Source organism: Caulobacter sp. GW821-FHT12D05 (assembly GCF_058807295.1).
Window position 1 is genome coordinate 1 of sequence record NZ_JBXAQO010000003.1, and the last position, 14,760, is coordinate 14,760.

Here is a 14,760-nt window from a genome sequence, read left to right on the forward strand (position 1 = left end):
CGCGGGGTGGAGCAGCCCGGTAGCTCGTCAGGCTCATAACCTGAAGGTCACAGGTTCAAATCCTGTCCCCGCACCCAGCGTATCCCCAGACATTCTAGCGTTGCTCTTCAACGCCCCTGACATCGTCAGGAGCGCGGCGATTTTGCCGCGCGCATTTAGATCGAAACGGCACATCCCCTGAAGCGGGATGCCCTCCATGCCTTCGATCCTCGCGCAGCGCCCTGCGCACCCCCTCCCCCTCAGAACCCTGCATCACTTTGGCCAAACGCCGCGTCAGCGCGTCGTAGGTCGCCACCGCACCCGGATGGATCGCCACCGCCGACGGTGTTTCGATCCCGGCGCGTTTCTCTTCGAGCTCCGCCTGTTTAGCCCTGCACACAGCGGTCAGTGTGTGGCGCAGAGCCGTCCCAATCGTCGGTCTTCAAGATATCCCTGGCGCCTCTGGCGAGCATGAGCACCAGCGCTTAGCCCTGGTCACTGTTGGCGCCCTAACTGCGCGCTCGAGCCTCGGCCAGATCCAGGTCGCGGGTCAGGCGTGCATGGACCCTGTCATTGACCGAGCGGCGACGGGCCAGCCCGCGAAGCGCGTCACGCTCGGCTTCCAAGGCCGCCAGGCGGATGTCACGCTCGAACGCCAGACTACGCTTGGCGGCGATCGCCACCTCGCCTGACTGCGCCAGGGCGTCGAGGCGGTCGCGATAGACGTCGGCGACACGCGCTGTGGCGGCCTGGAAGTCGTGATCGGCGGCGTGGGCCGAGGCGGTCATCAGCTGCTCGACCGCCAGGATCGCGGCGTTGGCCAAGGTCGTGCGAGCCTGCTCGGCCTGCTCCTGGCTGTCCGTATCGGGCGGCAGCTGCAGGTTCTTCAGCAGCAGCGGCAGGGCCACGCTGGAGATGATCAGCGACAGGATGATCACCCCCGCGGCCAGGAAGATGGCCAGGTCGCGGGCGGGAAAGGGCGCGCCGGCGGCGGTGGCGAGCGGCAGAGTCAGGACGCCGGCCAGGGTGATGGCGCCGCGCGCGCCGGCGCAGGCGGTGGCGGCGATGATCTTCCAGTCCGGGCTGGCCCGCTCCTCGCCGCGTCGGCGGGCGCGCAACAGGGTCAGCTTCAGCGAGCCCCACACCCAGGCGAAACGTAAGATCCCCAGGCCCAGGGTGATCGCCACGACATAGACGCCCAGCCACCAGGCGTCATGGTGACCGGTCGTATGAACAGTCTCGACCGCGCCGGCCAGGATGGAGGGCAGCTGCTCGCCCAGCAGCACGAAGATCACGCCGTTGGCGGTGAACTGCAGGGTGTCCCAGACCATGTTGCGACGAACGCGGGTCGCCGCGACGGTCTGGCGGGCGGCCTCGGAGAAGCTCATCGCCACGCCCGCCGCGACGGCGGCCAGGATGCCCGACGCATGGACCTTTTCAGCCAGCAGATAGGCCGCGAAAGGGATCAGCAGGCTGACCAGGGTCTGGGGGCCGGCGTCCTCGGCGCTGCGGCGCGACAGCCAGGCGTTCAGGGTGGTGACGACCAGGGTGGTCAGGACGCCGATCGCGACGCCGGCGATGGCGACCCACGCGAAGGTCAGCACCGCGTCCTTCAGCACGAAGGTCCCGGTGAGGGCGGCGGCGATGGCGAAGCGCAGGCAGACCAGGCCCGAAGCGTCGTTCAGCAGCGACTCCCCCTCCAGGATGTGCATCAGGCGCTTGGGAATCGGCACCCGCTGGGCGATGGCCGAGACCGCGATCGGGTCGGTCGGCGAGATCACGGCAGCCAGGGCGAAGGCGACGGCCACCGGCATGGCGGGGATCATCCAGTGGATGAACAGGCCCGCACCGACGACGGTCAGCACCACCAGGCCCAGGGCCATCTCCAGGATGATCGGCAAGTCGCGGAAGAAGTCGTCCTTGGGAATGCGCCAGCCGTCCAGGAACAGCAGCGGCGGCAGGAACAGCAGGAAGAACAGCTGCGGATCCAGGGCCACCGGGGCCTTGGTCACCAAAGCGATCAACGCGCCCAGGCCGATCTGCACCAGCGGCGCGGGCACGGCCAGGGGCAGGAAGCGCGCCGCGGCGCCGCTCAACACGACGGCGGCCAGGAGCGCCAGGACGATTTCGACAGTCTGCATGCGGTCCTCGAAATGTTCCTGCTGAACGTCTAGGGCTCATCCTCGGGGGCCAGGCGATAGCCCAGGCCCGGCTCGGTCAGCAGCAGGCGCGGGGAGGCCGGTTCCTCCTCCAGCTTCTGGCGAACCTGACCGACCAGGACGCGCACGAACTGGGCGTCGACCTGGGCGTCCGGACCCCAGACAGCGGTCATCAGCTGGCGATGGGTGACCACGCGTCCGGCATAGCGGGCCAGGCTGCGCAGCAGGTCGTATTCGCGCGGCGTCAGCCGAACCTCCTCGCCCAGCACGAAGACGTGGCGGTCGGCGAAGTTGATCTCCAGGTCGCCGCTCTTGAAGCGGGCCCGGGCCGAGAACCGGCGCTCACGACCGCGCATCGCCGCGCGCAGGCGGGCCAGCAGCTCGCCGATGCCGAAGGGCTTGTTGACGAAGTCGTCGGCGCCCAGGTCCAGGGCGGCGATCTTCTCATGCTCGATGTCGCGGGCCGACAGCACGACGATCGGCACCTCGGACCACTCGCGGATCCGGCCGATCACCGCCTTGCCATCTATGTCGGGCAGGCCCAGGTCCAGGATGACGGCGTCGCAGCCCTCGGCCGCCAGATGCGCGAGGGCCGCCTGGCCGCTGTCGGCGACCGACACCGCATAGCCGGCCGCCTTCAGCGCCGGCGTCAGGGCACGCACCAATTGCGGTTCGTCATCGACGAGCAGGACCTGGGCGAGGGGCTGGGTCATGCGGCGCGCTTTCTGGGGAGTATCAGGCTGACGACGAGGCCCGTGCGGTCGTCCGAACGCCCGGCGGCCCGGATCGAGCCGCCCATCGCCTCGACGAGGCCGCGGGCGATGGACAGGCCAAGGCCCGTGCCCTGGCTGGCCTTGGCCGAGGCCGGCGAGCGATAGAACTTCTCGAAGATCCGCGCCTGGTCGGCTTCGGGAACGCCGGGGCCTTCGTCGGCGACCTCGATCAGCACGGTGTCGTCCAGGGCGCGGACGCGCACGGCGATCGGCCTGTCGTCGTGGCCGTAACGCGCGGCGTTCTCCAGGACATTGCCCAGCGCCTGGTCCAGTAGGACCGGATCGCCCTCGACCATCGCCTGGTCCTCGATGGTCCGCTCGACCACGCAGCCCTGGCGGGCCAGGCGATCGGCGGCGCGATTGACCACTTCGGCGGCCGAGAACTTCTGGCTCTCCAGGACCAGGGCGCCGGACTCCAGCTTGGTCATGCTCAGGAGGTTGGCTACGAAGCGGTTCAGGCGCTCGGCCTCTTCCTCGATCGTGGTGACCAGGTCATCGCGGACGTCCTCGGGGAACTGGCCGCCGAACGCCTTGAGGCTGCTGGCCGAGGCCAGGATCGCCGCCAGCGGTGTGCGCAGGTCGTGCGAGATCGACGAGAGCAGGGCGTCGCGCAGCTGTTCGGTCCGGGCCGCGGCGGCGACCTCTGATCGGGCGGCCGAAACGCGGGCGCGCTGGATGGCGGCCGCGCCCAGGTCGGCCAGGACCTGGATCAGCCGCTCGCTGTCGGCGTCCGGCACACCCTCGGCGCCACGCCAGGCCACGACGCCCAGCTCGGCGCCGTCGGCGACCAGATCGCGAACCCACCAGCCCGGCTGGCTGAAGTCCGGCGGTTCGGGCGGCGCCGACAGCGTCTCCTCGGTGCGCGGGGAACTCCAGACCATGGCGCGATCGACCATGGCCGCCTCGCCCTTGGCGGCCGCGGCCATCTGCTCGACCACCAGCAGGCGGATGGCCATCTCGTCCTCGGCGGAGGAGAGCTGGCGGCTGGTCTCGAACAGGGCGGCGGTGGCGCGGGCTCGGATGCTGTTGCGCCGGGCCTCGTCGCGTAGGCGGCCCGTCAGCCCCCCGGTCAGCATGGCCACCGCCAGGAAGGTCAGCAGCACCAGCACGTCCTCGGTCGAGGCGAAGGTGAAGGTGAAGCGGGGCTCGACCAGATAGACGTTGTAGATCGCGAAGGCCAAAAAGGCGGCGAAGTAGCCGGGAGAGGCGCCCTGGGTGACCGCGGTCAGCAGCACGCCGGCCAGGAACACCATCGACAACCGGGTCGTATCGAACAGACGATAAAGCAGCTCGGACACGCCGGTGGCGCACAGCGTGTAGAGCAGCGCCGCGCCGTAGGGGCGCAGGCGGCGTGCGGCCAAAGTCAGCGGAACGGGGATCGTCTGCGCCATCATCACCCTGGAAAGCTACTCGCGCGCCGGTCGGGGGGCAGGGTCATGCGCCTTGCGCGAGGCAAGAACACACTAGGGGGTCGACCGACGCGCGCCCGGCGCGTTGCGGGAGCGACACCATGTCGATCCCGGTCGGCCGCGGCAATTATGGGCCCGTTATGGCCAGGGCGTTATAAGGTTCTTATGCTTGAGCTTGGCACGGCGGACCGGCTGCATGGCGGCGATCTTTGACCGTCGGATGCGCCATGTCTCGTTTGATTTCCGTTCCCCTGACCCTCGCTGTCGTTCTGGGCCTGTCGGCCTGCGCGTCCAAACCCAAGCCCGCGCCGGTCGCACCCGTCGCCGAAGCTCCGCCGCCTCCGGCCAGCGATCCCTACGCGCCGCCGGCGCTCGACCAGAACCCGGCCTACCGCAGCCTGCAGGAACAGCTGGCGGCTAGCGCTGGCGATCGAGTGTTCTTCGCGCTCGACAGCTACGATCTGAGCGGCGAGGCCCGCCAGGTCCTGGCCGCCCAGGCCCAGTGGCTGGCCAGCCATCCGGACGTGCGCGTGCTGGTCGCCGGCAACTGCGACGAACGCGGCACGCGCGAATACAACTTCGCGCTGGGCGCTCGCCGCGCGTCCAGCGCCCGTGACTTCCTGGTCGCCCAAGGCGTTTCCAGCGCCCGCATCCAGACCGTGTCGTACGGCAAGGAGCGTCCGATCGACGCCGGCGCCAGCGACGCCGCCTGGTCCCGTAACCGCAACGCCGGCACCGTGGTGGTGGATCTGGCGCCGCGTTGATGCGTCCTCCGGCGGCGACAGCCCATCGCCGCCGTCGCCGGCCGGAGCCCATGGCTCCGGCCGGTCCTTTGGTCAGCCATTAGCCGCCGCAATAGGCAGCGACCACGCCCGCGCAAGGATCGTAGGGCGCCGGTGTCGTGGTCGTCGTGGCGGCCGCCGCGCCGCCGCCGGATGCGGTCGCGCCCTGCAGATTGACCAGGACGCTGACGCCGGCCCCGCCGTCGGTAGAGGCCGTGGTCACGTTGGCGCTCTGACCTTCCGCCCGCAGTTGAGCCTGAATGGTCGGGGCGGTCGCGACCTGCTGGGCGAGGTCTGACGAGACCGACGAGGCGACCGAGATCGCCACGCCCGCGCTGATGATGTTGGAGGCCACGGCCTGGATCAGCGCCGCCGAGATCTGCTCCAGCGTCGCGCCGCTCTTGGCCAGGGCCGCGGCCACGGCCGCCTGAATGGCCGCCAGTTTTTGAGCCTTGCTCAGGCGGGCGAAGCCGGGCTGGCTGGCCGCGCCTTGGGCGGCGGCGGCGATCTGCTGTTGCAGCGACGCGGCGGTGACGGCCGGGGTTTGCTGAGCCAGGGCGCCGCTGGGCGCGAACGTCGCCAGCAGGCCCAGCGACAGGGCGGAAACGAGGAAACGATGGGCGCTCATGGCGTGCCTTTCGGGAATGATCTCGAAGACAAGCCAGCGCCGATCACTGTTCTTCGGCAAGTATAACGAACTTATACTGATGCTTGAGGTTGTCTTTCAGCAGTCTTGGATTGAAAGAGCTTGAGATAGGATGAGGCGACGGATGAAATCCGATAGTCTTGGACGGCTTCGATAAGGCGCAGCGGATCTGGCGACGGGGCGCTAAGTTGCGCGTCCAGCGCCGTGGCCAGTCCCTGAATATCGCCGGGCGCGGCGACGGCGCCGAACGCCGGGGCGCTCAGCAGGTCCTTGACCGCCGGCGTGCAGTTCGTGGCGACCACGGGGCGACCCCGTCCCAGGCTCTCTACGATGACCGCGCCAAAGCCTTCGTGCCAGGAGCTCAGCAGAAGCAGGCGAGCGCGATCGAGCCAGGGACGGATATCTGGTTGGTAGCCGACGAATTCGACGCGATCGCGGATACCGAGGCTGGTCGCCAGCGCCTCCAAGTCATCCCGCAACGGGCCGTCGCCTACGAAGGCCAGTCGCGCCTCAAGATCGCGAACCTGGGCGAAGGCCTTCAGCGCAACGTCATAGCCCTTCTCAGGCGCCAGGCGGCCCGCCGCGACGATCAGCTTACCCGAAGCAGCCTGGGCCGGACTGACCTCGTCGTCGAGCGCGGGCAGGGGGATCGCCGTGGCGATGCGGCGGCCGAGCAGGGCGTCGACCTCCGGCAAGGTCTGGGGCGACAGCGTCACGATCGCATCGGCATTGCGCAGGCGGCGGCGGGCGCCGACCTCGAAGGTCCATTGTTTCAGGCCGCTGCGGCCGTGCTTGAAGATCGGAGAGCTCACTTGGGCGACGATGGTCGGCCGGCGGGCGCCGAGGATCTGGGCCACGGAGCGACTGATCGACCAGTGGAAGTTTCCGGGTACAAACAGAACATCGGCGGGCTGGTGGCGCAGATGACGCGCGACAGCGCGACCCAGGTGGATCCGCGACCCGAAGCCGCGCGGGATCGGCGGGACGCACTCGACGAGCTCGACCCGTTCGGAGACCAGGGCAGCCTGGGCGCCGGTCGCTGAGCCGCAAAGCAGGGTTACGGCATGACCCGCCTTGGCCCAGGCGTCGGCCAGACGCAGGGCGACACGCTCGGTGCCGCCGAGCGGCAGGTCGTGCAGGACGACAAGGATCCTCATCTTCAGGCGGCCATGGCCCGCAGCCGGCTCACGATCGCCGCGCCGCGCGCCGCGAACTGGTCTGCGCCGAAGCGGGCCTGGACGCGCGCGCGGGCGGCCTGGCCCATGGCCTCCAGGCGTTCGGGCGCGGACAGGGCTTCAATCAGCGTGGCCGCCAGGGCGGTGGGATCGCGGGGCGGGGTCAGGAAGCCGGTCTCGCCGGGGCTGATGCTGTAGGGCAGCTCGCCCACCGCCGAGGCCAACACCGGCAGACGCGCTTGCATGGCCTCGTGGGCGGCGACGCACAGGCCCTCCGAGCGCGAGGGCTGTAGATAGAGGTGCAGCGTAGCCAGGAACTCAGGCGGATCCTGGCAGAAGCCGAGGAAGCGGACAGTGTCGAGGCCCGCCGCCGCCTTCTGCGCCTCCAGGCGCTCCAGCTCGGCCCCGTCGCCGGCGATCAGCACCTCGAAGGGAGCGGGCGGCGCGAAGCCTTGCGCCCTCAGCTGGGCCAGGGCGTCCAGCAGGACGTCATAGCCCTTCACCGGATGTAACCGGCCTAGCGCGCCCAGTCGCAGGGTCTGGCCGGGACGCCACGGGATGGCCTGGGGCGCGTCGGGTTTCACCGAGAAGATCGGCCAGCAAATCAGTCGATCGGGACCCGGCGCTATCCGCTCGGCGGTCAGGGCGGTGACGCTCTCGGAATCGCCGATCCACAGGGCCGAAGCCGAGCGGCGCGCTCGCAGCAGGGCGCGGTTGGCGGGCTTGAGGAAGGCGGCGTGCTGCCAGCTGACCACCGGCTTGCCCAGCCAACCGCCGACGATCTGGCCCATCAAGGTGGCGCGGGTGAGCGAGGTCCAGACGACGTCCGGCCGCCAGGCTTTCAGCTCGGCGTTCAGCCACGAGAGGGCGGTCAGCTGCTGCTTCTCGCCGGCCTCGCAGACGCGGACCTCCAGGCCAGCGGCCTCCATGGCGACCAAACCTCGACCGTCGCGGCGGCTGAGGGCGAAGACGACGACTTGCGCGCCTTCATCGTGGAGCACCTTGGCGATGGCGGGCACCGGCGACTGGGCGCCGCCGCCTTCGACCGAGTTGATGACATAGGCGATGCGCATCAGGCGGCCTTCGGCGCACGGGCCGCCGGCGCGGCCTGGGTCGCCAGGGCGACGGCCAGCAGGGTCATGGTCAGGAGCGCCTGGGCGACGACGCAGGGGCCGACCGCGCCTTCGCCCCAGAGCGGCAGGGCGATCATCAGCATCGCAACGAGACCCAGGCTCCCCGTCAGATTCATGGCTGCCGACAGGCTGGGACGACCCAGGGCGGTCAGGGCGGCGCTGAGGGGCGGGGCGCACAACAGCAAGGTGCGGGCGATGGCCAGCCACAGCATCAGCCCGCCGGCCGCGGCGAAGCCGTCGCCGCCCATGAGCTTGGCGAAGGTCTCGCCGAACAGACCGAACAACACGCAGATGGGAATAGCGATGGCCATGGTCACGCCGCTGGCGCGGGCGATGGTCGAGATGACAAGCGCCGTCTGGCCCTTGGCCGCCAGCTTGGCCAGCTCGGCATAGGCTGCTTGACCCAGACTCTGGGCGGGCTGGGCGATCACGACGGTGGCGCGCTGGGCGATGGCGAAGAGGCCGGCGGCAGCCGGTCCGGCCAGCCAGCCGATGGCCAACGGGGTCATGCGTGTGGCCAGCTCGGCGAAGGTCACGTCGGCATTGGCGCCCAGCATGAAACGCAGCAGGCCGGGGTTCTCGGCTCGAACGCCGCGTGCGCTGGTGCGGACGGCCAGGGCCCGCAAAGAGCGCGGCATGGTGGCGAAGGCCATGATCCACATCACCGCCCACTCCAGCACCGCGGCGGCCAGCCAGGCCCAGAGGAAGCCGACCAGGCCCCAGCCGCCGGCCCACGCAACCACGGCGCCGATCAGGCGGGCCAGGGCCGGGACCAGGCTGTGGGCGCCCAGAAGGTCGAAGCGTCCGATCACCTGCAGGTAGCCGGCGGCGGTGGCGCGCACCGTGGCCAGCACTGCGAGGCTATAGGGCAGGCTCAGTTCAATGGCGCGCGGCGTCCAGCCCAGCTTGGCGCCGATCCACGGCGCCAGCAGCGCCGCGACGACGACCGCGACGAGACCGCAGGCCAGCTCCAGCAGCGCGGCGAATTTCAGCAGGCGCGCCAAGCGCTGTTCGTCGCCGGCCAGCAGGGCCTGGGCGCCGTAGCGCACGACCGCGTGCCAGCCCGGGAACTCGATGACCCCGCCGACGGCCAGCACATAGGTGTGGACCAGGACCAGCACGCCATAGTCCGTCGGCCCCAGGGCGTGGGCCGCCAGGGCGATGTAGACGAGGCTGACGACCCCGGCTCCGGCCTTGCCGCTCAGCAGACGCAGCGTATCGCCGAAGATGCCGCGCAGCGCGCCGCGATCCTCAGCCATAGGCGATCCGGGCCATCTCGGTCAGGGGTTGCAGCAGTGGCGCGGTCAGGCCGGCGAAGGTCGCCACGGCCCGCGCGGCGCGGCGCGCCGAGGGTTCTTCGGTCAGGTGGAAGCTGTTTTCGAACAGCTCGCGCTGGACCTGGCCATAGCGCAGGGCGTGGTCGGACGAGGCCGTCTCCAGCGCGTCGCCCAGCTGTCCGACGCCGTCGATCACGCGGCCCAGGTTCCAGTGGCCGAAGTTCTTGTCGCCCTGCCAGTCATGGCCCTGCGGATTGAGGAAGATGCACGGCCGCGAGCGCAGCAGGAACTCGTAGACCTGGCTGCTGGCGTCGCCCAGATAGATGTCGGCGGCCTGGGTGTAGGCCATGGTCGTCGACGCGCGGCTGCCCAGGTCGATGTGGATGTTGGGCGCGTTCAGGTGGCGCGGCTCCAGCTTGCCGGGGCGATCGATGCGCAGCTTGTCGATGCTGATCGTGAACGGCCGCTCGAACAGCATGACGTGCGGCGCGAAGATCAGTTGATATTCGGGATGCTCGACGAACCAGTCCAGCACCTGACGGCCGGCGGTGAACCACGACGACAGGTGCGGCGAAACGTGCGGGTTGTAGAGCACCAGCGGTCGGCCGTCGTTGGGCAGCGGACGCGGCGGTGCGGCGGGCGCCAGGTCGAATTTCGGGTAGCCCACCACCGAGATGGCGTCGGGCTTCACACCGGTGTCGCTGACAAGACGCTCGCGGATCTTGGGACCCGAGACCAGCACGTGGTCGAACAGGGCGCTGGCGGGGTCGAAGCCGACGGCTCGGTCGCCGGCGCCGTGGCGGGTGTGGACGACCTTCAGGTGATCCAGGCCGAACTTGGTCTTGAGGATCAGCGAGGTCTTCTCGGCGACCACCAGCACGTCGACCTTGCGGAAGAAGTCGAGGTTGTCGCGATAGAACAGCAGCTTCTCGGCCGGCAGCAGGCCGCCCAGCGTGTGGTTGAGCAGTCGGCTGGAGCGCTTGTTCAGCCCCAGCTCCACGATCGGCAGGCCGGGGCGTCCGCCGCTGATGCGGGTCACCTCGGCCGTCAGCCGGGGATTGGACGTGGCGATGACGATCTCGGCGTCGAGATCGGCGTCCAGCATCGCCAGGGCGATCGGCAGGCTGTGCGCCACCTGATGGACTTGGTCGTGATTGAAGAGGAAACAGATCCGCATATCAATGTGACGCCACCGATCGCGCGGACCCTTACCCACTGTTAAGCTCTGCGGGTTGCGACCTCTCGTCGCGGATAAAATCCTTATAAGGAACGTGTTGCGCCGCGGCCCCGCAGCTTGCGGGCGATGGACATCGCCAGGCCGCGCGGCGAGACCTTGACCCATTTGGCGTCGATCAGGGTGACCGGCCCGCAGGCGCTGAGCGTGTGACGCCCGCCCGTATAGCGTCCCGCATCCTGGGGCGGGGCCAGGACCGGCGTGGCCTCGGCCTCGAAACGGTCGGGCGTCAGGACATTGATGACCAGCAGACGCAGGTCGCCGCCATAGGTGCGGGTGCAGTCCTGGACCGGCAGATGCAGTCGCCCTTCATGCACGAACGGCGTGCCGCCCGGCCGGCTGCTGGCCAGGTCGATCCGCACGGGATTGCCGGGATGCGTGGTCCAGGGACCGAGCAGGCTGTCGGCATAGGCCAGGTGCAGCTTGCCCTGCTTGTCCTGCTGAGACCCGTCCGGCGAATAGGCGCACCACCAGCGGCCTTCCCACTGGAAGAAGGTCGGGTCGATGGCTGGAGTGTCGAAGGCGAACTGCGCGGCCGGCTCCCAGACGTCCGGGAAATGCTTGGCCCGGTACAGGGTGAAGGTCCCGGACCGGAAGGCCTCCGGCGCCATCCAGGTCTCGCCCTCAGCCTCGAACACCATGGGATAGGAAAGGTGCCAGGGCTCGCGCAGCACCGTGCTGCGCGCGACGGGCCGGAAATCGCCGTCGAGTTCCAGGTGGTCGATGAAGCCATGGCGCGTGCGATAGTCGTAGCCCTCGGCGAAGACGTGCAGACGACCGTCGCGCCATAGCCCGAAAGGATCGGCCAGGAATGTGTAGTCCGGCTCTTCCGGGAGCCAGCGGACCTTGGCCTGGTGTAGGCCGCCGCTCTGGGCGATCGCCTGGATGGGGGATTCGAGGATACCGATCCGCCAAATGTCCGAAAAAAGAGGCATGCTTCTGCGCTAGCGCAAAGCGCTGGCGACTTTCAAGTTGGTTTACCGCCAGACCCGTGGTCCCGATCCGGCCGGATCGTCATGCCGCCTGACGGATCAGCGCGGGTTCGAAGCGCTCGGCATGCCAGCGGCCTCGCAAGGTCCCGTCGACGCCATAGACCAGGATCTCGCTGTCGAAGCCGCGAACCGAGGCGCGGGCGGCGAGGAATCGGGCGCGCCGCTCGGCCTGGCCCGGGTTCGTGAAGACGCCCACGAGTTCGTCATCGCCCAGATAGAGGCGCCAACCGTTCGAGGCGGCCAGGATGGAATAGCGGTGCGGCACGACAAGACCCCAACACCGCGATGTCGCGGCTGGGGCCAAACGCCCTGGGTTCGACGGCCGTTCCGTGGGCCAACATGGGCGGTAGTTCGGATTCCGGTCTCACCAGAACGGCTTGGCGTCGAGCAAGTCGTCCAGGGCCTTGCTGGCGGTCTTCAGCAGCTCGTTTTCGTCATCGGCCAGCACCACGCGGGCGGCGTCGCGAGCCAGGGCTTCGTCGCCGTGAGCGGCGGTTTCGACCAGGGTCTGGCGGACATGGCGGTCGTTCAACTGGCCCAGGACGTCCTGCACGGCCTTCGAAGCCTCGATGAAAACCTCGGCGCGTTTCGGATGATCCGGGAAGAGGACCACGAGATCCTCGGCGGCATAGCGCAGGGTCTTGCCCTTCAGGCGCAGCTTGTGACGCGCGTGGGCGTCGAGGTCGGCGAAAGACTTGGCGCGCTTCTTCACCTGCTGGCGGCGATGGTCGAGAACCTGCGCGGCGAACGCATCGGCGCGACCGTTGCGGACGTCCTTCAGCGCCGGATCGTGGGTCCAGGCGCCGGCTTCCAGCCAGGCCGCGGCCTCGAGCAGAACGTCGCGGGCGCGCGGACTTTCCAGCGCCGCTTCCATGCGCAGATAGGCGTTGGCGTGGGCGGCCTTGAGTCCGCGCTCGAAGGCGTCACGGCCGGTGAAAGTCACGCCAGTCACCTGCTTCTCCCAGACCTCGCCGACGAAGACGTCGAGATCGCGGGCGGCGTCGAACTCGCCGGCCAGCCAGTCCAGCTCGGCGTCGAGGCGGTGGGCGGCCTCGTCCTGCGTTAGAGGCTTGAAGATCTTCAAGAGCGCCCGCAGTCGACGGGTCGCCACGCGGGCCTGGTGCACGGCGTCGGGCTCGGGCCGTTCGCGCAGGGCCTCAAGGCCCGCGCAGAGGTGTGTGAGGCCCGCTTGCCCCAGCGCCTGCAGCGCCTCGGCGACCGTGGCGCGGGGCTCCAGCGTCGCGGCTTGGCGACGGGGAGCGGGGGCGTCGACGCCGGCGGCGAGGCCATAGCCGCGCTCGGCCTTGCTGATCAACGACAACCGCAGCGGCACATTGCGCGAGAGCTGCCGGGCCAGGTCGAACAGCGCGCCGGGTTCGCCGGATTTCAGTTCCAGTTCCAGCTCGCAGACCGGCGCGCGCCGGTCGTCGGCGCTGAGTTCGCCACGGTCGAGCGCCGCTTCGATCAACGCCTCGCCGACCCGGACCATCCGCACCGTCCGCTCGACGCGGGTCGTGAAGACCGGCGCCAGATCCTCGCCGGCCAGCATGGCGGCGGCGGGGGTGCGGGCCAGGGCGTCGCGATCGGGACCGGGGCCTGCGATTCTCTCTTCCCACTCGCCGCGCGAGAACACCCCGCCGGCCGAGGCCGATTTCAGGGTCTGCTTGCGGCCGCCCTCGCCGTCGCGCACCCGCAGGCCAAAGCCCGCCTTGCGCAGCGCATGGTCGGGGGTGTCGAAATAGGTGGCGTCCAGCTGGCGCACCGCGCCCTCGCCCTGCAGCTGGGCCAGGGCCAGAACCGCCGCTTCGGGCGGGATCAGGAACTTCAGCTCGATCTCGCGATCCATGGCTTACGAACTCCGGGCCCCGTCCAGCGGCACACCTCTAGCCCAAGTCTTGCCCCCAGTCTTGCCAAGCGTCATGTCCGGGTCCAAACGTGCGCGCCATGATGCAGATCAACACTTCGCAGCCCCGCCATGACTGGACCCTCGATCAAGTCGAGGCCCTGTTCGACCTGCCCTTCATGGAGCTGGTCTTCCAGGCGGCCAACGTGCACCGCGCGTACTTCGATCCCTCCGAGGTCCAGCTGTCGCAGCTGCTGTCGGTCAAGACCGGCGGCTGCGCCGAGAACTGCGGCTATTGCAGCCAGTCGGCCCACTTCAAGACCGGCCTCAAGGCCGAGAAGCTGATGGCTGCCGACGACGTGGTGGCCAAGGCTCGCGCGGCCCGCGACGGCGGCGCCCAGCGCTTCTGCATGGGCGCGGCCTGGCGTGAGCTGAAGGACCGCGACCTGCCCAAGCTGGCCGAGATGATTGGCGAGGTGAAGGCGCTGGGCATGGAGACCTGCGCCACGCTGGGCATGCTGACCGCCGACCAGGCCAAGGCCCTGAAGGACGCGGGTCTGGACTACTATAACCACAACCTCGACACCGGCCCGGACTACTACAAGGACGTGGTGACCACGCGCACCTACCAGGAGCGCCTCGACACCCTGGCCCACGTCCGCGACGCCGGCATGAGCACCTGCTGCGGCGGCATCGTTGGCATGGGCGAGCAGCGCCGCGACCGCGCCGGCCTGCTGCACCAGCTGGCCACCCTGCCGTCCCATCCCGACAGCCTGCCGATCAACGGCCTGGTGCCGGTCAGCGGCACGCCGCTGGGCGACCGCGTGCTGGCGGAAGGCAAGGCCATCGACTCGATCGAGTTCATCCGCACCATCGCCGTCGCCCGCATCGTCTGCCCGAAATCGATGGTCCGCCTGTCGGCCGGCCGCGAAGGCATGAGCCGCGAGCTGCAGGCCCTGTGCTTCATGGCCGGCGCCAACTCGATCTTCGTCGGCGGCAAGCTGCTGACGACCCCGCTGCCGGGCATGGACGAGGACAGCAAGCTGTTCCAGGACCTGGACCTGCGGCCGATGGGCGGCCAGGTGCGGGTCGAGGCCAAGGCCCATGCGCATGAGGTCATCGCGGCGGAGTAGGGCGCTAGCTCCTCCACCGGCTTCGCTGGTCCCCCTCCCCCAACAGGGGAATGCCCATCAGATCCTCCCCCCAGCGGGGGAGGTGTCGGCGCGTAGCGACGATGGAGGGGGAAGAGACCGGGCCAGGACAACTCCCCCCACCGGCGCTTCGCGCCACCTCCCCCTCTGGGGGGGAGGATCTGAGGCGACGCCTCCGACTTCCCCGTCCTTGACAAACCCCGCCCC

Annotated in this window: 13 protein-coding genes and 1 tRNA gene; 3 read left to right on the forward strand and 11 right to left on the reverse strand. The window is 69.4% G+C overall.

What is annotated here, in order from left to right; genetic code table 11:
• Positions 1 to 77 (forward strand) — tRNA-Met (locus tag AC1RRR_RS12740).
• 411 nt (positions 78 to 488) lie between these two features.
• Here AC1RRR_RS12740 and AC1RRR_RS12745 read toward each other — a convergent pair.
• The 3 genes from AC1RRR_RS12745 to AC1RRR_RS12755 are packed head-to-tail and all read right to left on the reverse strand — an operon-like array spanning position 489 to position 4,305.
• A complete protein-coding gene (locus tag AC1RRR_RS12745; RefSeq protein WP_492813571.1) occupies positions 489 to 2,120 on the reverse strand; it encodes a Na+/H+ antiporter in 1,632 nt (543 codons plus the stop codon).
• A 29-nt stretch (positions 2,121 to 2,149) separates the two neighbouring features.
• Positions 2,150 to 2,851 carry a response regulator gene (locus AC1RRR_RS12750; protein ID WP_492813573.1) on the reverse strand — a complete coding sequence of 234 codons (702 nt, stop codon included), beginning with the start codon at positions 2,849 to 2,851 and terminating at the stop codon, positions 2,150 to 2,152.
• A complete protein-coding gene (locus AC1RRR_RS12755; protein ID WP_492813574.1) occupies positions 2,848 to 4,305 on the reverse strand; it encodes an ATP-binding protein in 1,458 nt (485 codons plus the stop codon). The genes AC1RRR_RS12750 and AC1RRR_RS12755 overlap by 4 nt, the downstream gene beginning before the upstream one ends.
• 242 nt (positions 4,306 to 4,547) lie before the next feature.
• Here AC1RRR_RS12755 and pal point away from each other — a divergent pair, with 242 nt between their 5' ends.
• Positions 4,548 to 5,084 carry a peptidoglycan-associated lipoprotein Pal gene (gene pal / locus AC1RRR_RS12760; RefSeq protein ID WP_492813575.1) on the forward strand — a complete coding sequence of 179 codons (537 nt, stop codon included), beginning with the start codon at positions 4,548 to 4,550 and terminating at the stop codon, positions 5,082 to 5,084.
• A gap of 79 nt (positions 5,085 to 5,163) precedes the next feature.
• Here pal and AC1RRR_RS12765 read toward each other — a convergent pair whose 3' ends face one another.
• The 8 genes from AC1RRR_RS12765 to AC1RRR_RS12800 form a co-directional block, all read right to left on the reverse strand.
• Positions 5,164 to 5,730 (reverse strand): hypothetical protein, encoded by a 567-nt coding sequence (locus AC1RRR_RS12765; protein WP_492813577.1) that lies wholly within the window; start codon positions 5,728 to 5,730, stop codon positions 5,164 to 5,166.
• 71 nt (positions 5,731 to 5,801) lie between these two features.
• Entirely contained in the window at positions 5,802 to 6,905 is a 1,104-nt protein-coding gene (locus tag AC1RRR_RS12770) for a glycosyltransferase (RefSeq protein WP_492813578.1), read from the reverse strand.
• Positions 6,906 to 6,907: 2 nt separating this feature from the next.
• Entirely contained in the window at positions 6,908 to 7,996 is a 1,089-nt protein-coding gene (locus AC1RRR_RS12775; protein WP_492813580.1) for a glycosyltransferase, read from the reverse strand.
• Positions 7,996 to 9,315, reverse strand: coding sequence for a lipopolysaccharide biosynthesis protein (locus tag AC1RRR_RS12780; RefSeq protein WP_492813582.1), 1,320 nt, complete (start codon positions 9,313 to 9,315; stop codon positions 7,996 to 7,998). The genes AC1RRR_RS12775 and AC1RRR_RS12780 overlap by 1 nt, the downstream gene beginning before the upstream one ends.
• Complete coding sequence (locus tag AC1RRR_RS12785) at positions 9,308 to 10,510, reverse strand: CDP-glycerol glycerophosphotransferase family protein (protein ID WP_492813584.1); 1,203 nt, start codon at positions 10,508 to 10,510, stop codon at positions 9,308 to 9,310. Before AC1RRR_RS12785 ends, AC1RRR_RS12780 begins: the two co-directional genes overlap by 8 nt.
• An 83-nt stretch (positions 10,511 to 10,593) precedes the next feature.
• Positions 10,594 to 11,502, reverse strand: a complete 909-nt coding sequence (locus AC1RRR_RS12790) for a glucosamine inositolphosphorylceramide transferase family protein (protein ID WP_492813585.1) — start codon at positions 11,500 to 11,502, stop codon at positions 10,594 to 10,596.
• Between the two features lie 79 nt (positions 11,503 to 11,581).
• Positions 11,582 to 11,824 carry a hypothetical protein gene (locus tag AC1RRR_RS12795; RefSeq protein ID WP_492813587.1) on the reverse strand — a complete coding sequence of 81 codons (243 nt, stop codon included), beginning with the start codon at positions 11,822 to 11,824 and terminating at the stop codon, positions 11,582 to 11,584.
• Positions 11,825 to 11,923: 99 nt separating this feature from the next.
• Complete coding sequence (locus tag AC1RRR_RS12800) at positions 11,924 to 13,405, reverse strand: CYTH and CHAD domain-containing protein (RefSeq protein WP_492813589.1); 1,482 nt, start codon at positions 13,403 to 13,405, stop codon at positions 11,924 to 11,926.
• A 101-nt stretch (positions 13,406 to 13,506) separates the two neighbouring features.
• On the opposite strand from AC1RRR_RS12800, the gene bioB reads away from it, so the two are divergent.
• The gene (bioB, locus tag AC1RRR_RS12805) at positions 13,507 to 14,535 is read left to right on the forward strand and encodes a biotin synthase BioB (protein WP_492815233.1); all 1,029 of its coding nucleotides are present in this window, start codon (positions 13,507 to 13,509) and stop codon (positions 14,533 to 14,535) included.
• The last annotated feature ends 225 nt before the right edge of the window (positions 14,536 to 14,760 follow it).

Bases quoted from the DNA above. Each gene is read 5' to 3' on its own strand.
- AC1RRR_RS12800 (WP_492813589.1), bottom strand. From the start codon at position 13,405: ATGGATCGCGAGATCGAGCTGAAGTTCCTGATCCCGCCCGAAGCGGCG.
- AC1RRR_RS12790 (WP_492813585.1), bottom strand. From the start codon at position 11,502: ATGCCTCTTTTTTCGGACATTTGGCGGATCGGTATCCTCGAATCCCCC.
- bioB (WP_492815233.1), top strand. From the start codon at position 13,507: ATGCAGATCAACACTTCGCAGCCCCGCCATGACTGGACCCTCGATCAA.
- pal (WP_492813575.1), top strand. From the start codon at position 4,548: ATGTCTCGTTTGATTTCCGTTCCCCTGACCCTCGCTGTCGTTCTGGGC.
- AC1RRR_RS12780 (WP_492813582.1), bottom strand. From the start codon at position 9,315: ATGGCTGAGGATCGCGGCGCGCTGCGCGGCATCTTCGGCGATACGCTG.
- AC1RRR_RS12785 (WP_492813584.1), bottom strand. From the start codon at position 10,510: ATGCGGATCTGTTTCCTCTTCAATCACGACCAAGTCCATCAGGTGGCG.
- AC1RRR_RS12745 (WP_492813571.1), bottom strand. From the start codon at position 2,120: ATGCAGACTGTCGAAATCGTCCTGGCGCTCCTGGCCGCCGTCGTGTTG.
- AC1RRR_RS12750 (WP_492813573.1), bottom strand. From the start codon at position 2,851: ATGACCCAGCCCCTCGCCCAGGTCCTGCTCGTCGATGACGAACCGCAA.
- AC1RRR_RS12775 (WP_492813580.1), bottom strand. From the start codon at position 7,996: ATGCGCATCGCCTATGTCATCAACTCGGTCGAAGGCGGCGGCGCCCAG.
- AC1RRR_RS12765 (WP_492813577.1), bottom strand. From the start codon at position 5,730: ATGAGCGCCCATCGTTTCCTCGTTTCCGCCCTGTCGCTGGGCCTGCTG.
- AC1RRR_RS12755 (WP_492813574.1), bottom strand. From the start codon at position 4,305: ATGATGGCGCAGACGATCCCCGTTCCGCTGACTTTGGCCGCACGCCGC.
- AC1RRR_RS12770 (WP_492813578.1), bottom strand. From the start codon at position 6,905: ATGAGGATCCTTGTCGTCCTGCACGACCTGCCGCTCGGCGGCACCGAG.